Origin of the sequence: Sphingopyxis sp. H053, assembly GCF_001468225.1 — a bacterium.
Lineage (GTDB): Bacteria > Pseudomonadota > Alphaproteobacteria > Sphingomonadales > Sphingomonadaceae > Sphingopyxis.
Map to the genome: position 1 here is coordinate 443,191 of NZ_LNRU01000002.1, position 19,384 is coordinate 462,574.

The 19,384-nt window shown below is 65.2% G+C and carries 20 protein-coding genes and 1 riboswitch; of the genes, 9 read left to right on the top strand and 11 right to left on the bottom strand.

Features of this window, described 5'->3' with window-relative positions:
• Nucleotides 1-2: 2 nt before the first annotated feature.
• Genes ATE70_RS05155 through ATE70_RS05165 form a run of 3 tightly spaced genes read right to left on the bottom strand, consistent with a single transcriptional unit; the run spans nt 3 to nt 2,973 of the window.
• On the bottom strand, nt 3-1,052 hold the full coding sequence (locus tag ATE70_RS05155; protein ID WP_443028787.1) for a homocysteine S-methyltransferase family protein: 1,050 nt from the start codon (nt 1,050-1,052) through the stop codon (nt 3-5).
• A complete protein-coding gene (gene metF, locus ATE70_RS05160) occupies nt 1,049-1,990 on the bottom strand; it encodes a methylenetetrahydrofolate reductase [NAD(P)H] (protein WP_058536844.1) in 942 nt (313 codons plus the stop codon). Before metF ends, ATE70_RS05155 begins: the two co-directional genes overlap by 4 nt.
• Complete coding sequence (locus ATE70_RS05165) at nt 1,987-2,973, bottom strand: ArsR/SmtB family transcription factor (protein ID WP_058536845.1); 987 nt, start codon at nt 2,971-2,973, stop codon at nt 1,987-1,989. Before ATE70_RS05165 ends, metF begins: the two co-directional genes overlap by 4 nt.
• A 229-nt stretch (nt 2,974-3,202) precedes the next feature.
• On the opposite strand from ATE70_RS05165, the gene ATE70_RS05170 reads away from it, so the two are divergent.
• The 4 genes from ATE70_RS05170 (at nt 3,203) to ATE70_RS05185 (ending at nt 5,165) form a co-directional block, all read left to right on the top strand.
• Complete coding sequence (locus tag ATE70_RS05170; protein WP_058536846.1) at nt 3,203-3,535, top strand: hypothetical protein; 333 nt, start codon at nt 3,203-3,205, stop codon at nt 3,533-3,535.
• Between the two features lie 180 nt (nt 3,536-3,715).
• Nucleotides 3,716-4,045, top strand: a complete 330-nt coding sequence (locus ATE70_RS05175; protein WP_037514457.1) for a hypothetical protein — start codon at nt 3,716-3,718, stop codon at nt 4,043-4,045.
• Between the two features lie 78 nt (nt 4,046-4,123).
• Nucleotides 4,124-4,336, top strand: a complete 213-nt coding sequence (locus ATE70_RS05180) for a hypothetical protein (protein ID WP_156419758.1) — start codon at nt 4,124-4,126, stop codon at nt 4,334-4,336.
• 34 nt (nt 4,337-4,370) lie between these two features.
• Nucleotides 4,371-4,463, top strand: a riboswitch (ZMP/ZTP riboswitch).
• 21 nt (nt 4,464-4,484) lie between these two features.
• Complete coding sequence (locus tag ATE70_RS05185) at nt 4,485-5,165, top strand: DJ-1/PfpI family protein (RefSeq protein WP_058537021.1); 681 nt, start codon at nt 4,485-4,487, stop codon at nt 5,163-5,165.
• A 10-nt stretch (nt 5,166-5,175) separates the two neighbouring features.
• On the opposite strand, the gene ATE70_RS05190 is transcribed toward ATE70_RS05185, so the two are convergent.
• The 5 genes from ATE70_RS05190 to ATE70_RS05210 form a co-directional block, all read right to left on the bottom strand.
• A complete protein-coding gene (locus ATE70_RS05190; RefSeq protein WP_058536848.1) occupies nt 5,176-5,943 on the bottom strand; it encodes a glutaminyl-peptide cyclotransferase in 768 nt (255 codons plus the stop codon).
• Nucleotides 5,944-6,213: 270 nt separating this feature from the next.
• The gene (gene groL, locus ATE70_RS05195) at nt 6,214-7,857 is read right to left on the bottom strand and encodes a chaperonin GroEL (RefSeq protein WP_058536849.1); all 1,644 of its coding nucleotides are present in this window, start codon (nt 7,855-7,857) and stop codon (nt 6,214-6,216) included.
• Between the two features lie 63 nt (nt 7,858-7,920).
• Nucleotides 7,921-8,208, bottom strand: coding sequence for a co-chaperone GroES (gene groES / locus ATE70_RS05200; protein WP_037514464.1), 288 nt, complete (start codon nt 8,206-8,208; stop codon nt 7,921-7,923).
• Nucleotides 8,209-8,339: 131 nt separating this feature from the next.
• Nucleotides 8,340-9,737, bottom strand: a complete 1,398-nt coding sequence (locus ATE70_RS05205; protein ID WP_058536850.1) for an MATE family efflux transporter — start codon at nt 9,735-9,737, stop codon at nt 8,340-8,342.
• Nucleotides 9,738-10,040: 303 nt separating this feature from the next.
• Nucleotides 10,041-10,613: a Pycsar system effector family protein gene (locus tag ATE70_RS05210; RefSeq protein ID WP_058537022.1), complete on the bottom strand. Its 573-nt coding sequence runs from the start codon at nt 10,611-10,613 to the stop codon at nt 10,041-10,043.
• Between the two features lie 151 nt (nt 10,614-10,764).
• On the opposite strand from ATE70_RS05210, the gene ATE70_RS05215 reads away from it, so the two are divergent.
• From ATE70_RS05215 to ATE70_RS05225, 3 genes are all read left to right on the top strand, one after another.
• Complete coding sequence (locus tag ATE70_RS05215; protein WP_056372169.1) at nt 10,765-11,001, top strand: acyl carrier protein; 237 nt, start codon at nt 10,765-10,767, stop codon at nt 10,999-11,001.
• Nucleotides 11,002-11,109: 108 nt separating this feature from the next.
• Nucleotides 11,110-12,312 (top strand): serine palmitoyltransferase, encoded by a 1,203-nt coding sequence (spt, locus tag ATE70_RS05220; protein WP_058536851.1) that lies wholly within the window; start codon nt 11,110-11,112, stop codon nt 12,310-12,312.
• Nucleotides 12,313-12,419: 107 nt separating this feature from the next.
• Nucleotides 12,420-14,387, top strand: coding sequence for an ATP-binding protein (locus ATE70_RS05225; protein ID WP_231733415.1), 1,968 nt, complete (start codon nt 12,420-12,422; stop codon nt 14,385-14,387).
• A 92-nt stretch (nt 14,388-14,479) separates the two neighbouring features.
• On the opposite strand, the gene ATE70_RS05230 is transcribed toward ATE70_RS05225, so the two are convergent.
• The 3 genes from ATE70_RS05230 to ATE70_RS05240 are packed head-to-tail and all read right to left on the bottom strand — an operon-like array spanning nt 14,480 to nt 16,858.
• On the bottom strand, nt 14,480-15,340 hold the full coding sequence (locus tag ATE70_RS05230) for a hypothetical protein (protein WP_058536852.1): 861 nt from the start codon (nt 15,338-15,340) through the stop codon (nt 14,480-14,482).
• A 10-nt stretch (nt 15,341-15,350) separates the two neighbouring features.
• A complete protein-coding gene (locus ATE70_RS05235) occupies nt 15,351-16,325 on the bottom strand; it encodes a diacylglycerol/lipid kinase family protein (RefSeq protein WP_058536853.1) in 975 nt (324 codons plus the stop codon).
• Nucleotides 16,326-16,342: 17 nt separating this feature from the next.
• A complete protein-coding gene (locus ATE70_RS05240; RefSeq protein ID WP_082639648.1) occupies nt 16,343-16,858 on the bottom strand; it encodes a DUF2141 domain-containing protein in 516 nt (171 codons plus the stop codon).
• Nucleotides 16,859-16,991: 133 nt separating this feature from the next.
• On the opposite strand from ATE70_RS05240, the gene lptF reads away from it, so the two are divergent.
• Nucleotides 16,992-18,212 carry an LPS export ABC transporter permease LptF gene (gene lptF / locus ATE70_RS05245; protein ID WP_082639649.1) on the top strand — a complete coding sequence of 407 codons (1,221 nt, stop codon included), beginning with the start codon at nt 16,992-16,994 and terminating at the stop codon, nt 18,210-18,212.
• Nucleotides 18,213-19,313 carry an LPS export ABC transporter permease LptG gene (gene lptG / locus ATE70_RS05250; RefSeq protein ID WP_058536854.1) on the top strand — a complete coding sequence of 367 codons (1,101 nt, stop codon included), beginning with the start codon at nt 18,213-18,215 and terminating at the stop codon, nt 19,311-19,313.
• The last annotated feature ends 71 nt before the right edge of the window (nt 19,314-19,384 follow it).

A 19,384-nucleotide genomic window follows, 5' to 3' on the forward strand; every position in this document is an offset into this window, starting at 1 on the left:
GTTCAGGCCGCCATGGTGAAGGGCTCGAGCCCCGCGAGCCGCGTCCGCACCGGCACCTCGGGAATATGCCGGGGCGCAAGACCCTGAACCGCCTTGGCCATCGCCGCGATATGCGCGGGGGTCGACCCGCAGCAGCCGCCGAGGATGTTGACCTGGCCATCCTCGGCCCATTCGCGCACCAGCCCCGCGGTCGTGTCGGGCATTTCGTCATATTCGCCGAGTTCGTTCGGCAGGCCCGCGTTCGGATAGACCATCACCAGCGCGTCGGCGATGTCCGACAGCACGCGGACATGCGGGCGAAGCTGCGACGCGCCGAACGAGCAGTTCAGCCCGATCGTCAGCGGCTTGGCATGGCGGACCGCATACCAGAAGGCCTCGACGGTGTGCCCCGACAGGTTGCGGCCACTGAGGTCGGTGAGCGTCATCGAAATCATCAGCGGCAGCTCGCGCCCGACCTTCGCCTCGGCCTCGAGCGTCGCGGCGATGCCAGCCTTGGCGTTCAGCGTGTCGAAGATCGTCTCGATCAGGATGAAGTCGGCGCCGCCTTCGGCGAGCGCCACGACCTGATCGAGATAGACATTCTTGAGCTCGTCGAAATCGATCTCGCGATAGCCCGGGTTGTTGACGTCGGGCGACAGCGACAAAGTCTTGTTCGTCGGCCCGACCGCGCCCGCGATAAAGCGGCGGCGACCGTCGCGCTCCTGATAGCGATCGGCCGCTTCGCGCCCCAGCCGCGCGCTTTCATGGTTGATGTCGGCGACCAGATGCTCGGCGCCATAATCCGCCTGGCTGATCGTGTTGGCGCTGAAGGTGTTCGTCGACACGATGTCCGAACCCGCCGCCAGATAGGCTTCGCCGATCGCGGTGACGACATCGGGGCGCGTCAGCGCGAGGATGTCGTTATTGCCCTTCTGGTCGTGCGTCAGGCCGAGCGAGCCGGCATAGTCGGCCTCGACCAGCTTGCGGAGCTGGATCTGGGTGCCCCAGCCGCCGTCGGTCAACAAGATGCGTTCCTTTGCCGCTGCCTGCAGGGCTTCGCGTGCGCTGATCATGCGGCTTTCTCCGTCGCGGGCGCCACCGCCGGGCGGAGGCCCAGGAGGTGGCAGATGGCATAGCTCAGCTCGGCGCGGTTGAGCGTGTAGAAGTGGAAGTCGCGCACCCCGCCCGCATAGAGGCGGCGGCACATTTCGGCGGCGATCGTTGCGGCGACAAGCTGGCGCGCCGCGGGCAGGTCGTCGAGCCCCTCGAACAGCGAGATCATCCACGCGGGGATCGCGGTGCCGCACATATCGGCCATGCGCCGCGTCTGCGACACGTTCGACACGGGCAGGATGCCCGGGATGATCGGTGCGGTGATCCCCGCCGCCGCAGCCGCGTCGCGGAAACGCAGGAAGCTGTCGGGCGAAAAGAAGAATTGCGTGATCGCGCGCGTCGCGCCCGCGTCGAGCTTGCGCTTCAGATTGTCGAGGTCGGACTGCGGACAATCGGCGTCGGGATGCGTTTCGGGATAGGCGGCGACCGAAATGTCGAACGGCGCAATCGCCTTCAATCCGGCTACGAGTTCGATCGCATTGGCATAGCCGTCGGGATGCGCGCGGTACGGCGCGCCGCCCGGGACGTCACCGCGCAGCGCGACGATATGGCGCACTCCGGCATCCCAATAGGCATGCGCGACCTCGTCGATCTCGGCGCGCGAGGCCTCGACGCACGTCAGGTGCGCGGCGGGCGGAACGGCGCTTTCGGCGGCGATGCGCGCGACGGTCGCATGGGTGCGCTCGCGCGTCGAACCGCCCGCGCCATAAGTGACCGACACGAAGCTGGGGCCCAGCGGCTCGAGCGTGCGGAACGTGTCCCACAGCTGCGCCTCCATCTTCTCGGTCTTGGGCGGGAAGAATTCGAAGCTGACGCCGATGTCGCCTTCGAGATTGGCGAACAGCGGCGAGGCCGCGGCGCGGCGCGCCTCTGCCAGCGAATTCAAATTCGACGTCATGCCGCAAGCCTTTTACTTTGTCCGTCACCGATGACGGGGGGTTGATCTTCATCGCTGCGACGGCGGCCGAGCCACAGCTTCACGGCCAGCTCCCCGCCTTCGAGCGTCTGGGTATTTTCCAGCAGCAGCCCTGCCGACGCGAACCAGCCGCGGATCTGCGCGTCCGAAAAGCCGAGGCGCGCGTGCGCCGCAAAATTGCGCAACTCTTCGTCCTCGTGCGGCGCGAAATCGACGACGAGCAAATGGCCACCGCCGCGCAGCACCCGGCTCGCCTCGGCGATCACGCGGTCGGGCTCGTGCGCGAAATGCAGCGCCTGATGGATGACAATGCTGTCAATGCTCGCATCATCGACCGGCAGGTTCAGGAAGTCGCCCTGGAGCAGGTCGACCGGAACCGATTGCTCCGCCAGCTTGGTGCGCGCGATGCGCAGCATTTCGGGGCTGCGATCGAGTGCGGTGATGCGGCGCGCGGTCGGCGCGAAGATTTCGGCCATCCGGCCGGTGCCGGTGCCGATGTCGAGCAAGTGCCCGAGCCGGCGGTTGTGCATCATCGCCAGCATCGCGGCCTCGACCTCGCTTTCGGCGACGTGGCGCGACCGGATCGCATCCCATTCGGCGGCATGTTCGGCAAAATAGCGTTCGGCGGACGCCGCGCGCTCGTCGCGCACCGCCGCCAGCCGCCGCGCATCATGCGCGATGACCCGCGTCTCGCGCGCAGAGAAGGGCCATTTTTCGGCTTGGCCGATAATGTCGGCGACCGGCCCGCCGTTCGCGATGCGCAGGAAAACCCAGCTTCCTTCGCGCCGCCGCTCGACGATCCCGGCCTCGACAAGGATCCGGACATGGCGCGACACGCGCGGCTGGCTCTGGTCGAGCACGACCGCCAATTCGCCGATCGCGAGCTCCATCTCGCGCAAAAGCGCGACGACTCGCAATCGCGTCGGGTCCGCGAGGGCACGGAAAATGTCGATCAGCTCGCTCATGGGGCAACATATAAAGCTTTCTTTATATCCGGTCAACCAAGCGCCGCTCCCCTATTTCCGCCACGCACCCTTCAGCCGGGACCGAATTACGACGAAACAGCGGGGCTCTGGCAAAAAGGGCGTTGCGTGCCATTTGGCGAGGGGGTAATTCTGCGCGCGATTGGCAAATTTCGGGATCGATCAGTTCCTGTGCCGATCGGTCAGTTCAAACCGAGAGGGGTATTCCCAAATGAAGAAATCGATCACTCTGTCGCTCGTCCTCGCCGCCTCGATGGGCCTCGCTGCTTGCGCCGAAAAGGCTGCCGACGACACGGCTGCTGCAACCGAAGACGCAGCCGCGACCGTCGAAGGCGCTGCTGATGGCGCGATGGAAGCGGCCGAAGGCGCTGCCGACGCGACCGCAGCTGCTGCTGGCGAAGCCGGCGCCGCTGCCGACGCCGCTGGCGATGCCGCTGCCTCGGGCGACGCTGCCAAGGCTGCCGACAAGGCGACCGAAGCTGCCGATGCTGCCAAGGAAGCTGCCGACGCCGCCAAGGGCGCGATGGAAGAAGCCAAGAAGTAAGCGTCTTTTCGGCCTTTCAGGCCGAAGAAATGCCACAGGCAAAGGGGGGTCGCCGGTTCGCCGGTGGCCCCTTTTTCATTCGGGACAGGTATCAATCGGCGCAGTTGCCAAGCCCCTGATCCGCCGTTAACTCTCAGTCCCTATGGCCGTCGCCCGGCCATTGCATTCGAAAGGAATATCATGCGCAAGATCATCATCGCCTCGATGGCCGCCGCGGCCTTCAGCCTCGCCGCCTGCTCGGAAAAGACCCAGGACGCCGCTTCGGAAACCGCCACTTCGGCCGCCGATGACGCCGCCGCCGCTGGCGATGCCGCTGCCGATGCTGCCGCTGGCGCTGCCGACGCGACGGCTGCTGCCGCCGACGAAGCCGCCGATGCGACCGCCGCCGCCGCCGACAAGGCCGGCAACGCCGTCGAAGGCACCGTGAACGCCGCTGGCGAAGCCGCCGACAAGGCCGGCGCCAATATTGCCGAAGAAACCAAGAAGGCCGAAGCCAACGACAAGAAGTAAGTCGTCGGCACGCCTTCGGGCTGATATCGGGGGCTCCATCCACCACGGATGGAGCCCTTTTTCATGGGAGCGCATGCGATGATCGACCTTCGGATGACGAGCGCCGCGCTCGCGATGCTGATCCTGACGACGGGATGCAGCCGTACCGACAATGAGCCCGGCCCCGGCGGCGTGACCGTCAGCGAGGCCAAAGCGCTCGACGATGCCGCCGAAATGCTCGAAAGCCGCGATAGCGCGCCGGTAGCCGCCGCGGACAAGCCGGACGGCGACGCCGAAAAGACCGTCAAATAGCGCCTTCCCCTCGCCGCATCAGGGCGTTAGGCTGCTCTCGCCCCGCAACTGGCGCTGAAGATGGAGTCCCATCGGGAAGCGGGGCGGACCGACAGGTCGACAGGAGCCGCGCGCCTGGGTGATCCATCGCCAGCGCAAGGACATCCGCATGACCGATACGCCCAGCACCACCGTCGTCTTCCTGCTCTTTCCCGGTATCACCCAGCTCGATTTCACCGCTCCCGCGCAGGCGCTTTCGCGCATGCCCGGCGCCTTACTCGCGGGCGCCGCGGCCAGCCTCGACCCGATCATGACCGACAGCGGCTTCGCGATCGTGCCGACGCATGATTTCGCGAGTGCGCCGCAGGGCGACATCCTCTGCATCCCCGGCGGGCACGGCGTCGCCGACGCGCTGGGCGATGCCGCGACGATCGATTTCATCGCGCGCCAGGCCGCGGGCGCGCAATGGGTGACGAGCGTCTGCACCGGCGCCTTCCTGCTCGGACGCGCCGGGCTGCTCGACGGCAAGCGCGCGACGACGCACTGGGCCTATACCCATTTGCTGCCGCTCGTCGGCGCCGAGCCGGTGAAAGCACGCGTCGTCGAGGACGGGAATGTCGTGACCAGCGGCGGCGTCACCTCGGGGCTTGATTTCGCGCTGACGCTCATTGCCCGGCTGCGCGGCGATGCGGTCGCGCAGGCGATCCAGCTCGCGATCGAATATGATCCCGCGCCGCCCTTCCCCGGCGGCCATCCCGACCGCGCGCCCAAGGCGATCACCGCGGGATTGAAAGAGCATGTCTATGACGCCGCGGCAGCGCGGATGGAGGCGGCGTTGTCGGGCGGTTAGGGTCTGGACCCTAACGGCAGCCCGCGAGTGCGATTTCGTAAAGTTTCGGCCAATATTTTCCGGTGACGAACAAGCGCTTCGTTTTCGCGTCCCATGCAATGCCGTTGAGCACGCTGTCGGTCCCCCTGACACCGGCGTCGGCCTTGAGCCCCGTCAGGTCGACGAGCGAGACGACGTTGCCGGTGGCGGGATCGATGCGGACGATGAAGTCGGTCATCCACACATTCGCCCAGATCTGGCCGTCGATCGTCTCCAGCTCGTTGATCATCGAGATCGGCCGGCCGCCGAAGCGCACCGTGACACGCCTCTGCTCCTTCATTGTCGCGGGATCGAAGAAGCGGAGCTCCGTCGTGCCGTCGCTGAGAACCAGGCTGCCTTCGACCATCGTCACGCCCCAGCCCTCGCCTTCATATTTGAAGGTGCCGACGCGTTTCAGATCCTTGATCGACCAGCGATTGCCGGCGCCGCCCTGCCAGGTCACGCCGATGATCTGATCGCCCCAGCGCGTGATGCCTTCGCCGAACTGGTCCGCCGGCAGCTTTGTCTGCGCCAGCGCCTTGCCGGTCTTGAGGTCGAGCCGCGCCACGCGGGACTGACCATATTGACCGGTGGCCTCGTACAGATGCCCCTCGTCCCAGAAGAGGCCTTGGGTGAAGCTGGTCGCGTCGTGCGGGAAGGTTTCGACGATGCGGTAGCCGCAGCGCTCGATCGGCGGCGGCGCGGGCGTTGCCGCGGCCGGAGGATCGGCGAGCAGGGCGAGAGCGAGGACGAAGATCATCGCTGCCCTAGCTATGCCGCATCGCCTGAACTGGCAATGTCCCGCCTGCCCTATTTCGTCATGCCATTTTCGTCATGCCGGACTTGATCCGGCATCCATGACGCCGCCCGTGGCATGGACCCCGGATCAAGTCCGGGGTGACGATGAAGATAAGTTGCACAAAGAAAAGGGCCGGAGGATTGCTCCCCCGGCCCTTCTTTTTTGACTTGGCCGTTCGGCAAGTCGGCATGCGACCCCGGCCTTCGCCGGGGTGACGACCTGTTGGGGTCGTCAGAAGTCCATGCCGCCCATGCCGCCCATGCCGCCGCCGCCCATGGGCATGGCGGGCTTGTCGTCGGGCGTTTCGGCGATGCCGGCTTCGGTGGTGATCAGCAGACCGGCAACCGAGGCAGCATCCTGCAGCGCGGTGCGCACGACCTTGGTCGGGTCGATGACACCCGCCTTGACCAAGTCTTCATAGACGTCGGTCGAGGCGTTGAAGCCGAAGTTGCTGTCGTTCTGGTCGAACAGCTTGCCCGCGACGACACCGCCGTCGAAGCCAGCGTTTTCAGCGATCTGGCGAACCGGAGCCTGCAGCGCGCGACGGATGATGTCGATGCCGCGGGTCTGGTCTTCGTTGACGCCCGACATGCCGTCGAGAGCCTTCGTCGCGTACAGAAGCGCCGTACCGCCGCCGGGGACAATGCCTTCTTCGACCGCAGCGCGGGTCGCGTGGAGCGCGTCGTCAACGCGGTCCTTGCGTTCCTTCACTTCGACTTCCGAAGCGCCGCCGACCTTGATCACGGCAACACCGCCGGCGAGCTTCGCCAGACGTTCCTGCAGCTTTTCCTTGTCGTAGTCGCTGGTCGTCGTTTCGATCTGCGCGCGGATCTGTTCGACGCGGCCCTTGATCGCATCATGGTCGCCAGCACCATCGACGATGGTGGTGTTGTCCTTGTCGATCGTGACGCGCTTGGCCTGGCCGAGCATGTTCAGCGTGACCGACTCAAGCTTGATGCCCAGGTCTTCGCTGATCATTTCACCGGCAGTGAGGATCGCGATGTCCTGCAGCATCGCCTTGCGGCGATCGCCGAAGCCCGGCGCCTTGACGGCCGCGACCTTCAGGCCGCCGCGCAGGCGGTTGACCACCAGCGTTGCGAGCGCTTCGCCTTCGATGTCTTCGGCGATGATGAGGAGCGGACGGCCCGACTGCACCACGGCTTCGAGGATCGGAAGCATCGACTGGAGGTTCGACAGCTTCTTTTCGAAGATCAGGATGTACGGATCCGAAAGCTCGACGAGCATCTTTTCGGGGTTGGTGATGAAGTAAGGCGACAGGTAGCCGCGGTCGAACTGCATGCCTTCGACGACGTCGAGTTCGAAATCGAGGCCCTTGGCTTCCTCGACGGTGATCACGCCTTCCTTGCCGACCTTTTCCATGGCTTCGGCGATCTTGTCGCCGACTTCCTTGTCGCCATTGGCCGAAATGATGCCGACCTGCGCGATTTCAGCGGTGCCCGAAACGGGCTTCGACTGCGCCTTGATCGTTTCGACAACCTTGGTGACCGCGAGGTCGATGCCGCGCTTCAGGTCCATCGGGTTCATGCCGGCGGCAACCGACTTCATGCCTTCGCGCACGATCGCCTGCGCCAGAACGGTCGCGGTGGTGGTGCCGTCGCCGGCCTTGTCGTTCGCCTTCGATGCGACTTCGCGCAGCATCTGGGCGCCCATATTCTCGAACTTGTCCTTAAGTTCGATTTCCTTGGCGACGGTGACGCCGTCCTTGGTGATGCGGGGCGCGCCGAAGCTCTTGTCGATCACGACGTTGCGGCCCTTGGGACCGAGGGTCACCTTCACCGCGTCGGCGAGGGTGTCGACGCCGCGCAGAATGCGCTCACGCGCGTCGCGGCTGAATTTTACGTCTTTAGCAGCCATGGGCTTGTTCCTTTAAAATCCGCAGAAAACTGCGTAACTTCACACTGAATTCGATGAAATCGCTCAGGCGATGACGCCGAGGATGTCCGATTCCTTCATGATCAACAGCTCTTCGCCGTCGACCTTGACTTCGGTGCCCGACCATTTGCCGAACAGGATGCGGTCGCCCGCCTTGACGTCGAGCGGGGTCACCTTGCCGTCATCGGCGCGGGTGCCGGTGCCGACCGAGACGACTTCGCCTTCCTGCGGCTTTTCCTTGGCGGTGTCGGGGATGATGATGCCGCCAGCCGTCTTTTCTTCGGCTTCGATACGGCGAACAAGCACGCGGTCGTGCAGCGGACGAAATTGCATGGAAATCCCTCCAGAGATGGAAATGATGTCGTTTAGCACTCACAGGACGCGAGTGCTAACAGTCGGCCATATGGGTGGGAGTCAGATAGGCGTCAAGCGCAGGGGTACAAGATTCTCGCGAAGTTTTTGCGTCAGGCCGGAAGCAGGCCCAGACGCGCGCGCATCCGCCAGCGGAGCAGCAGCACGGCAGAGACGACAATCAGCCCTACGGCCAGCCCGATCCACACCCCGACTCCGGCGAGCGGCGTCCAGAAGCCGAGGTAGATGGCGGTGCCATAGCCCGCGATCCAGTAACCGCAGATCGCGATGATCATCGGGGTGCGTGTGTCCTGCAATCCGCGCAGCACGCCCGCCGCCACCGCCTGCGCCCCGTCAAAGAGCTGGAAGGCGGCGGCGACGACGAGGAACTGCATCGCGAAACCGACGAGCGCGGCGTTGCGCGCGGCATCGACGTCGACATAGATCGACAGCACGAGCGACGGGAACAGCCACATGATGAGCGCGGTCAGCCCCATGAAGCCGATGCCGAGGATGAGCGACGCCTGCCCCGCGTGCGCGATACCGCGATGGTCGCGCGCGCCATAGAAAAGACCGACGCGGATCGTCGCCGCCTGCGCGACGCCGAAGGGGATCTGGAAGGCGAGCGCCGCGACCTGCAGCGCGATCGTGTGCCCGGCGAGCTCGGTTTCGCCGATGCGGCCCATCAGGAAGGCGGCGCCGGTGAACAGCCCCGCCTCGGCCAGGATGGTCAGGCTGATCGGCGTGCCGATGCGCAGCATGTCGAAAAAGCGCGTCCATTCGGACCGCCACCAGTTGCCGAACAGATGATAGCGCCGCAGCCGCCGGTCGCTCTGGATGACGACGACATAGGCGATCAGCATCAGGAAGCTGGTCATCACGCTCGAAATCGCCGAGCCGTGGAGGCCGAGCGCGGGCATGCCGAGGTGGCCGAACACCAGCACCCAGTTGCCCAGCGCATTGACGAACAGCGCGCCGAAGGTGATCGCGGTCGCGATCGTCGGCCGCCCGAGCGCCGAGACGAAGATGCGCAGCACCGCCGCGGCGATCATCGGGAACATGCCCCACATCAGGATCAGCAGGAAGCCCGCGGCACGCGCCGAGGTTTCGGCCGGCTGCCCCGTCGCGAGCATGATCGGCCCGCCCGCGGCGCAGATGCCCATGAAGAGGAGCGAGACCAGCGCGCTGAGCCACAGCGCCATGCGCACGGTGCGCCGCACCTCGCGCACCGCATGCTTGCGGCGGCCGAGCTCGGCGGCGATCAGCGGCGCCGACGCCCCGATGAGGCCGGAGCCGGTCCACAGCAGGAGCCCGAAAATCGCGACGCCGAGCGACGAGGCGGCGAGCGCCGCGTCGCCGAGCCGCGCGACGAAGATCACGTCGATCGCGTGGACGAGCATTTGCAACAGGTTCGCGGCCGCGAGCGGCACCGCAAGCGCCAGCGTCGCGCGGAATTCGGCGCGGAGGCTCGGCGGTGTTTCCGCGGTCAGAGGGGCGGCCTGATGCAGCATAGCCGGCCCGGATAGGCGCGCGAATGTTACGGTTCAAGTGCGGCGCGGCGGCGGCGGGTTATTTGGTGCCTGGGGGTGGCAGAATGGCAACAGCAATGCGGAGATTGGATCCTCCCTGTGCCGCAGGCATGGGGAGGTGGCAGCGCGAAGCGCTGACGGAGGGGTTATGGCGCGACCCCTCCACCACTCGCTGCGCGAGAGTGCTGGGTCGTCCAGTCCCCCGGACTGGACTTGAATTGCCGGGGGCAATTCAACCCTGCACTCCCCCTCCCCATCGCGTCGCGACAGGGAGGATCTATGAATTCATCCTCGCCACATCCCGGCCATCTCGACCGCGAACGCGATGAAGGTCAGCGTCAGCCCGACGACGAACAGGCGGTAGGCGTAGGCAAGGTAGCGATATTTGCGCCGCGCGAGCACGACGCCATTCTGGTAGGTATCGCGCAGCATCGTCTCATAGAGATCCTCCTCGGTGCGCAGGCGCGCCTTCACCGCGGCGATGAACTCGTCCTCGTCCATCTGTTCGAAGCGGCCGAAGAAGAGGATATTGCTGTGATCCTTGCCGTCCTTGTAGACGACCGGCGGCGCCCTGCCGACGCGCGGCAGCACCGCCGACACCGCGAGCAAAGCCGAGAGGAAGGAAAAGGTCGCGAGGATCGCGAGCGGCATCGCGAGTGCGCCGCCGCCCGAACGCGCCTGCCCGATCGCGAGCGTGAAGACGACAAAGGTCGCGCCCATCAGGATCGATGCCTTCTGGTCGGCCATCTGCGACAATTGCATCGTGATCTGCTGGTTGGTGCGCACGAGGTGCACCGCGTTCGGCGGAAAGGAAATCGCCGGCCGGCCCTGCGATATCTTTGAATCTTCGCTGTCCATGCCAAGCTGCCCCTGCTGGCGACCCGCCACAGCGATGCCACGAAGTCCCGCCAGCGGCAAGATGCTGCCCTGTTCCCGCCGCATTCGCTTGCCAATCGGAGGCCTTCGCGGCATGCCGCACGCAACTTCATATCTTTATGGGACGCACCACATGAGCACCGCCCTGCGCGACCAGATTTTCGGGCTGATTGCCCCTTTCAACAAGAAGGGCGTCGAACTGACCGACGCCACCACCTTTGCCGGCGACCTCGAATGGGACAGCCTGACGGTGATGGATTTCGTCGCCGAGGTCGAGGACACGTTCGACATCATCATCAGCATGAACATGCAGGCCGAAATCGAAACCGTCGGCCAGCTGGTCGCCGCGGTCGAGAAGCTGCAGGGCTAAATCTTTTTCCCCGTTCGTGTCGAGCGAAGTCGAGACACCCATCGGGACAGCGCAAGTTCGAGGGGCATCTCGACTTCGCTCGATGCGAACGGATTTTGGACATTTGACATGACCGACCTCTTTTCGAAATTCGACCCGCTGATCCAGCAGCGCGAGGATCTGCTCGCGACCGGGGTCACCGATCCGTATAATCTGGTGATGGAAAAGGTGATCTCGCCGACCGTCGCGATCTGTAACGGGCGCGAGACGATCCTGCTCGGCACCTATAATTATATGGGCATGACCTTCGACGAGGATGTCATCGCCGCGGGCAAGGACGCGCTCGACAAGTTCGGCAGCGGCACGACCGGCAGCCGCGTGCTCAACGGCACCTATCAGGGGCACAAGGAGTGCGAAGAGGCGCTCAAGGAATTTTACGCCATGGACCATGCCATGGTGTTTTCGACCGGATACCAGGCGAACCTCGGCATCATTTCGACGATCGCGGGCAAGGGCGACTATGTCATCCTCGACATCGACAGCCATGCGTCGATCTATGACGGCTGCGCGATGGGCAATGCCGAAATCGTCGCTTTCCGCCACAATGACGTCGAGGCGCTCGAAAAAAGACTGAAGCGCCTGCCCCCCGAAGCCGGCAAGCTTGTCGTGCTCGAAGGCGTCTATTCGATGCTCGGCGACGTCGCGCCGCTGAAGGAAATGATCCGCGTCTCGAAGGAAGCCGGCGCGATGGTGCTCGTCGACGAAGCGCATTCGATGGGCTTTATCGGCGAGAATGGCCGCGGCGTCGCCGAGGCGCAGGGCGTATTGGACGACGTCGACTTCGTCATCGGCACCTTCAGCAAGAGCGTGGGCACCGTCGGCGGTTTCTGCGTGTCGAACCATCCGAAGTTCGAGATTTTGCGGCTCGTGTGCCGCCCCTATGTGTTCACCGCCTCGCTGCCGCCGAGCGTCGTCGCGACCGCGGCGACGAGCATCCGCAAGCTGATGCACGGGTCGAACAAGCGCGCGCACCTGTGGGAAAATTCGAAGGTTTTGCACAAGGGACTGCGCGACCTCGGTTTCCAGCTCGGCACCGAAGAACCGCAGTCGGCGATCATCGCGGTGATCATGCCCGACCTCGAGCGCGGCGCGATGATGTGGGAAGCGCTGCTGGAAGAAGGCCTTTACGTCAATCTCGCGCGCCCGCCCGCGACCCCCGCGGGCATGACCTTGCTGCGCTGCTCGCTCTGCGCCGAGCATAGCATCGAACAAGTCGGCGAAATCCTCGGCCGGTTCGAACGCGCCGGCCAGCGCGTCGGCATTATCGGCTGAACCGAGCCTGCGCGCCGACCAGCGGATTCCTTTTCGGGTCGAGTTGAAGCGGTGTTAAGTTAACGGCGGCTTCGGCGCTTTGCGGCGCCGCGCTTGTCCGGTAAGAGATGCGCGTGTTCGAGAGGGATGGCGACAGCGAAAATGACGGCCGGCGGGAGCGTGTTCGCTTCTGGCTGACGATCGTCCTCGGCGCGATCCTGACCGGTGTGGTCGGGGCGCTCGTGCTGCTGCTTGCGCGCGCCAACGACAATTACGACCGCTCGCTCGGCTGGCAGACGCAGAGCATGGAAGTTATTTCGCAAACGCGGTCGGTCGACGCCGCGATCGCGCGCGCCGAGGCGTCGCTCGGCCGCTTTGCGGTCGGGCTGCAGAAAGAGGACGGGCGCGTCTATGAATATCAATGGGGCCGCGCGCGGCAGTTCCTCGCGCAATTGCAGCGTAACGTCCGCGACAATCCGAAACAGATGGCGCTGGTCGAACAGCTGACGCGCGAAATGGACAGCCGCGGGGCGCAACTCGGCGACGCGGCGCTCAGCGCCAACTACAACCAGACCGTCGCGGCCATTTCGAAATATTACGCGGCGGGCAAAGGCCAGGGCGTCAGCCGGATCGACAAGCTGCTCAGCGAAATCATCGCGAACGAGCGCGCGTTGCTGCGCGAGCGCAACCGGCTTGCCGTGGCCGACCGCGCCAGCCTCAACCAGGCGATCCTGCTCTTTTCGTTACTCGGCGCGGGCGCCGCGGTGATCGCGATCGGCACGACCTTCTCGTTGATCCGTGCCGAAGGCGAACGGCGGCTCGCGCGGAACGAGCAGCTGATCGAAAGCGACCGCGCCGCGCAGCTCGAGGCGGCGGTCAACGAACGAACCGCGGAACTTGCGCACGCGAACGATGCGCTGCGCGGCGAGATGATCGAGCGCGAAGCCGCCGAGGCCCAGCTGCGCCAGGCGCAAAAGATGGAGGCGGTCGGCCAGCTGACCGGCGGCATCGCGCATGATTTCAACAATATGCTGGCGGTCGTCGTCGGCGGGCTCGAACTGGCGCAACGGTCGCCCGCAAAAGCGTCGCGCCACCTCGCGAACGCGCTCGACGGCGCCAATCGCGCCGCCGACCTGACCCGCCGGCTGCTGACCTTTGCCCGGTCGGAGCCCGCGCGACCCGAGATGGTCGCGGTCGACGCGTGCATCACGAGCTTTGCCGAGCTGATCGAACGCACGATCGGCGACCGCATCGCATTGACGCTCGACCTGCAGGCGCCGGGCCGTGCCTGCTGGGTCGACCGGCAGCAATTCGAAAATGCGCTGCTCAACCTTGCGGTCAATGCGCGCGACGCGATGAACAGCCATGGTTCGCTCACGATCCAGACGCTCGACGATGGCGAAGGCAAGGCGCTCGCGGTGCGGGTGATCGACACCGGCTGCGGCATGTCGCCCGAAGTGCTCGAACGCGTGTTCGATCCCTTTTACACGACCAAGCCCGCGGGCCAGGGCACCGGGCTGGGCATGAGCCAGGTCTTCGCCTTCTGCCGCCAGTCGGGCGGCGAAGTGCAGCTTTCGTCGACCGAGGGCGAAGGCACCAGCGTCGCGATGCTGCTGCCGATCGCCAAGCCTGAGGCCGATGCGGCCACCGAAACTTTGCCCGTCGATGCCGACGGTCCCGCATCGCCCGACGACGCGCTCAGCATCCTCGTCGTCGAGGACGACGAACGCGTCCTCGCGGCGACGGTCGATGCGGTCAGCGAGCTGGGCCATAGCGTGGTCGCCTGCGGCAACCCGCTCGAGGCCGAAACGCTGGTCGAGCGGCGGCTGGCGGAGGGAGGGAGCGGTTTCGACCTGATCCTGTCCGACGTGCTGATGCCCCAGCTGACCGGCCCCGAAATGGTCGCGCAGCTGAAACAGCGCTGGCCCGACCTGTCGGTGCTGTTCGTGACCGGCTATGCCGGCGACGCGAGCGAGGTCGAAAGCTTCGGCGACCATGATGTGCTGCGCAAACCCTTTACCCTCACCGCGCTCGACCAGGCCATCCGCCGGCGCGGCGAGGCGCGGCCGGCCGAAGGGCAAAGGCTGGCGAGTTAGGGTTATCCGTCATCCCGGCGAAGGCCGGGATCTCACCCTCGATTTCTGACGCACCGGCGAGATCCCGGCCTTCGCCGGGATGACTACGGGTGCTACCGAATAGCCCCGCTCTTCATCAGGCGCGGCACCAAAGTCAGCGCGGCGACGAGCGGCCAGCGGCGCTGCCACGGCTTGATCTCGATCTTGGTCCCCGCGTGGCGATTGATCTTCCACGCCAGATAATCGATCCCGCCCGCATAGGTCAGGCTGGCCTTGGCAAGCCGCGCGATGCTGAGCGCCTTGCCCTCCAGCCGCCGCCGCGCCCAGCCGCCGGCGCGCGCATCGGCCGGGATCGCGGCGATCGCGGGCAGGCTGAACCGCTTGTATCGTTCGGCATCGGCGTCGACCACCGACTGTGCGCGGCTCGTGCGCTCGGCGCGCAGCTCGACCGAGTAGGTGAGCGAAAAGGCGCGCCGCCACCAGTCGAGCGGCGCTTCGCCATCGACCCGGCCCGCCGCGGCGAGCAGCGTCGGTGCCGCGCGCGCCACCGCCGCGACGGCCCGGTTGCGCGCGGTATCGTCGACCGCCCAGACGAGGCGCGACGGCTGCGCAAAGCGCGCCCACACCGACACATTGCGCGTCTCCGCACCGTTCAGCCGGTCGAAATCACCTTCGCTGAGCACCGCATATTTGGCGATCAGCCCGCCCGACTGGAACGGGAAGACGTTGGGCGGGATCAGGCGGTTGGCGGCCGCCATCCAGCGCTTGGGATAGGCGTCGCTATAGTCCGACACGATCAGGTAGAAATCGAGCATCAGCCCATCGAGCTCGCTCTCGCGCAGGCAGCTGCCGTAAAACAGCACCGCGCGCGCGCTGCCCGGATATTGGGCAGCGATCGCCGCTGCCATCGCGGCGGCGCGCGGGTCGACGGGGGTCGCCAGTTCGGCGCGGACCAGATCGATCAGGTCGGACACGCGCGAAGGCTCAGGCGGCGAGGCGCAGGAACGGAACCGGCTGCGTCGAGGTCAGGATGATCGGCATGCCGTGCTTCGCCTGAAAGATTTCGCCGTCGAGGATGACGTTCGACCGCTCGCCCTCGATGCGGATTTCGTCGCCCTGCTGGAAATGCACGCCGTCGAGCGGCTTTTGCCCCAACGTCCCGCGCCAGGTCGCGCCGAGCATGCGGAACATCGCGCCGACATTGCTGTCGGTCGCGAGCAATTTCATGTGCCCGTTGGTGCCGCCGCCGTCGCTCGTGCGGATGCTGAGCAGCAGTTTTTCGAGCGTCGTGACGATCAGCAGCGAGAATTTGCCTTTGAACTCGCCCTGACGGATCAGCGACACGGTCATATTTTCGGGCTTGGGCGGCAGGCGGCCGCCGCCGATCCCGAAGATGATCGCGAACAGCCCGAGGATCGCCGCGAGGAAATGCGAAATCCCGTTCGGCAGGCCGAGCGGATAGATGCGGTTGCGGCAATAGAGCATCACGTCGGCGAGATAGGCGCCGCCGAGGAACATGCCGAGCACCGGCCGCGCTTCGCCGCCGCTGTCGAGCGAGATGAGCTGGCGTTCGATCACATGATCCTCAAGCCGGCCGCTCGCGACGAGTTCGAGCACGCGATCGAGCGCCTTGATCGGATCGCCCTCGGCGCCGAGGTCTAGCGCGATGAGGTTGGTCTTGCCGTTCGGAAGCACCGCGACCGGCGGCGGCGAGCCGCCGAAATGGTCGCCCGAATAAATTTCGGTCAGCGCCGCCTGGACCGTGCCGTCGCCGCCGTTGATCACGACGACGCGCGGGCCGACCATCGCCATGGTGCGAATGGCCTTTTCGATCTGGTCGACGTCCTCGACCTCATAATGAAAGATGTCGGGGTGCGCCGCGCAATATTCGCGAACCCGCGGCAGCAGCGAGCGGTTGCCCGTGGAGCGTGGATTCGAAAGGAGCGCGACGCTTGCCATATATCCCTAAAGTCTCTCTATTCGACGGGGTCGAAGGACAGGCCGTTGACATAGTTCAGCACGACCGGGACGCGCTTGGTGGCGCCGCCGACCGCAAAACTGACCGTTGCCAACTTGGGCTTCCGCTTGAAGATGAAGTCGCTGACCTTCATGTCGGGGTTGCCCGACAGGCCCGCGCCGTCGCTACGGTCCGACTTGCCGTTGCCGTTGATGTCGTGCCGCACCGAAATGACATAATTGCCCTGCTGCTTCACAGGCACACAGACCGACATGGTGCCGGCGCGCGACACGGGCACATCGACGCGCTCGAGCCATTTGCGCTTTTCCAGATAGCTGCTGTTCGCGCTGTAAATCTGCACGCGCACGGTTCCCGTGCGCTGCTTGAAACCGCGCACGTCGACCTGGACGGCGGTGGCGTTGCTGTTGCACAGCGCGGCGCTCGGACCCAGCGCGGCACCCTGCGCCGCGACGGGCGCGATCAGCGCTCCGGCAGCACCGGCGCCAAGCAGTCCGGCGAGAAACATTTTCGACATGACCTCAAAACCTCCAGAGGCTATAGCCATCTCAGCAAGCGCGAGAGCGCACGCTGACACGGGTCCCTGTCGCCCTTGAATCGGCATATCGGAAACAACTGCGGCCAAATCATGGTGATGGGGCGACCAAAGATTGAATAAGCTTCCTGCCATCGACCGCTACATCGCGCGGCTCATCTTCTTCCCGATGCTCGGCACGCTCGTCCTGTCGGCGATGCTGCTCGTGCTCGAAAAGATGCTGCGCCTGTTCGATTTCGTCGCGACCGAGGGCGGCCCGGTCAGCGTCGTGTGGCGCATGCTCGCGAACCTCATCCCCGAATATCTTTCGCTCGGCATCCCGATCGGGCTGATGCTGGGGATTCTCCTTGCTTTCCGGCGCCTTGCGACATCGAGCGAGCTCGATGTGCTGAAGGGCGTGGGGATGAGTTTCGGGCGGCTGATGCGCGTGCCCTTTGCCTATGCGATCGCGCTCGCCGCGCTCAATCTGGCGATCGTCGGCTTTATCCAGCCCGTCGCGCGCTACGCCTATGAAGGGCTGCAGTTCGAACTGCGCTCGGGCGCGCTCGGCGCGTCGATCAAGGTCGGCGAATTCACCAAATTGGGCGACCGCATGACGCTCCGGATCGAGGAAAGTTATAACGACGGGCGCAGCTTGCGCGGCATTTTCGTGCGCGGCGAGCAGAAAGACGGACAGCGCGTGTCGGCCACCGCAGCGCGCGGGCAGTTCCTCGCGACCGACGATCCGAACACAATCATCCTCCGCCTGTCGCAGGGCGTGCTGATCCATGAATCGCCGAAATTTTCGGTTCCGCGCGTCCTGACCTTCGACAATCACGACCTGCCGATCCCGCTGCCCAAGATCGAGGCCTTCCGCCTGCGCGGCGGCGCCGACCGCGAAATGACGATCCCCGAATTGTTTGTCGCGGGCAAGGACAAGAGCCAGTCGGTGCAGACGCGGCTCGAATCGCGCGCGAATTTCCATTTCCGCATCGTCGAAGTGATGTCGATGTTCCTGATCCCGCTGATCGCGATCGCGCTCGCGATCCCGCCCAAACGATCGACCTCGTCGCTCGGCGTCTTCCTGTCGATCGTGCTGCTCGTCACCCAGCACAAGATCAACCAATATGCCGAGGACATGGGCGCGCGCGGGGTGGTCGACCCGCTGATCGCGCTGTGGGTACCCTATCTGCTGTTCGCGGCGCTCGCGATCTGGATGTATTATGTCGTCGCGCATGTCCCCGGCGGCCAGCCGATCGGTGCGCTCGAGCGCGTCGCGGCGAAGGCGGCGCAGAAAATCCGCAAAATGCTGACGATGTTTCAGCGCAAGCCGGGGCTGGTGGAGAGTGTGAACTAAATGCATCAGCTCCACTTTTTCCCGTCGCGGACGATGGCGCTCTACGTCGGCCGCCTTTTCCTCGTCCGCTCCTTCTCGATCCTGTTCGCGCTGGTGCTGATCCTCCAGACGCTCGACCTGCTCGGCGAGAGCGGCAAGATCCTAGCGGTCGCGGGCAACAGCGATTCGGACGTGTGGCGCTATGTCGGCATGCGGATGCCGCAGATTATCGAGACCTTCCTGCCCTTTTCGGTGCTGCTCGGCACGATATTGACGATGGTGACGCTCAACCAGAACAGCGAGGTCATCGCGATGAAGGCGTCGGGCATGTCGGCGCATCAGGTGCTTGCGCCCCTGTTCCTCGCGGCTCTGCTCGTCGCGGGGATCAGCTTCGCGTTCAACGAACGCATCGTCACGCGCTCGACCGCGGCGCTCAGCGCCTGGCAGAAGGTCGAATATAAGAAAGTCCCCAAGGACAGCGGCATACGCACCAATATCTGGGTGCGCGACGGCGACAATCTGATCAACGCCGCGACGGTCGATACCAGCGGCCCGGTGATCGTCCTCGGCTATGTGACGATTTACGAGCGCACCGGCGGCGTGCTGTCGTCGATGCTGTCGGCCGACAGCGCACGCGCGCTTCCGGCCGGCGGCTGGGAACTCACCAATGCGCGGCGTTTCCTGCGCCGCTCGGGCACGCTCGAACCGCTCGGCACGATCGTCGCGGCAAAGGATGTCCGCCCCGACCAGTTCACGCTGGCACAGGTCGACGGCGACGAGCTGCCCTTCCTGAAGCTCCAGTCGGCGATCGCCGATCTCGAGGCGGCGGGGCGGCCGGTCGATGCGCTCAAGGGCGTGCTGTGGCACAAGATTTCGGGCCCGCTGTCGGCGATATTGATGCCGCTATTGGGCGCGGTCGCAGCGTTCGGCCTTGCCCGATCGGGCAAGCTGTTCATCCGCGCGATCATCGGCATGGGGCTCGGCTTCGCCTATTTCGTCGCCGACAATTTCGCGCTCGCGATGGGCGATCTGGGCGCCTACTCGCCCTTCCTCGCCGCATGGGGGCCGTTCATATTATTTGCGCTGATCGGTGAGATGATCTTGATCCGGACCGAGGAATAGGGACGGTTTCGAGGAGAGCAGTTGATGAATTGGCGGCGAGAATTGACGTTAATCTGCGTGTCGATCCTTGT

Bases quoted from the DNA above. Each gene is read 5' to 3' on its own strand.
- ATE70_RS05155 (WP_443028787.1), bottom strand. From the start codon at position 1,052: ATGATCAGCGCACGCGAAGCCCTGCAGGCAGCGGCAAAGGAACGCATC.
- metF (WP_058536844.1), bottom strand. From the start codon at position 1,990: ATGACGTCGAATTTGAATTCGCTGGCAGAGGCGCGCCGCGCCGCGGCC.
- ATE70_RS05165 (WP_058536845.1), bottom strand. From the start codon at position 2,973: ATGAGCGAGCTGATCGACATTTTCCGTGCCCTCGCGGACCCGACGCGA.
- ATE70_RS05170 (WP_058536846.1), top strand. From the start codon at position 3,203: ATGAAGAAATCGATCACTCTGTCGCTCGTCCTCGCCGCCTCGATGGGC.
- ATE70_RS05175 (WP_037514457.1), top strand. From the start codon at position 3,716: ATGCGCAAGATCATCATCGCCTCGATGGCCGCCGCGGCCTTCAGCCTC.
- ATE70_RS05180 (WP_156419758.1), top strand. From the start codon at position 4,124: ATGATCGACCTTCGGATGACGAGCGCCGCGCTCGCGATGCTGATCCTG.
- ATE70_RS05185 (WP_058537021.1), top strand. From the start codon at position 4,485: ATGACCGATACGCCCAGCACCACCGTCGTCTTCCTGCTCTTTCCCGGT.
- ATE70_RS05190 (WP_058536848.1), bottom strand. From the start codon at position 5,943: ATGATCTTCGTCCTCGCTCTCGCCCTGCTCGCCGATCCTCCGGCCGCG.
- groL (WP_058536849.1), bottom strand. From the start codon at position 7,857: ATGGCTGCTAAAGACGTAAAATTCAGCCGCGACGCGCGTGAGCGCATT.
- groES (WP_037514464.1), bottom strand. From the start codon at position 8,208: ATGCAATTTCGTCCGCTGCACGACCGCGTGCTTGTTCGCCGTATCGAA.
- ATE70_RS05205 (WP_058536850.1), bottom strand. From the start codon at position 9,737: ATGCTGCATCAGGCCGCCCCTCTGACCGCGGAAACACCGCCGAGCCTC.
- ATE70_RS05210 (WP_058537022.1), bottom strand. From the start codon at position 10,613: ATGGACAGCGAAGATTCAAAGATATCGCAGGGCCGGCCGGCGATTTCC.
- ATE70_RS05215 (WP_056372169.1), top strand. From the start codon at position 10,765: ATGAGCACCGCCCTGCGCGACCAGATTTTCGGGCTGATTGCCCCTTTC.
- spt (WP_058536851.1), top strand. From the start codon at position 11,110: ATGACCGACCTCTTTTCGAAATTCGACCCGCTGATCCAGCAGCGCGAG.
- ATE70_RS05225 (WP_231733415.1), top strand. From the start codon at position 12,420: ATGCGCGTGTTCGAGAGGGATGGCGACAGCGAAAATGACGGCCGGCGG.
- ATE70_RS05235 (WP_058536853.1), bottom strand. From the start codon at position 16,325: ATGGCAAGCGTCGCGCTCCTTTCGAATCCACGCTCCACGGGCAACCGC.
- ATE70_RS05240 (WP_082639648.1), bottom strand. From the start codon at position 16,858: ATGTCGAAAATGTTTCTCGCCGGACTGCTTGGCGCCGGTGCTGCCGGA.
- lptG (WP_058536854.1), top strand. From the start codon at position 18,213: ATGCATCAGCTCCACTTTTTCCCGTCGCGGACGATGGCGCTCTACGTC.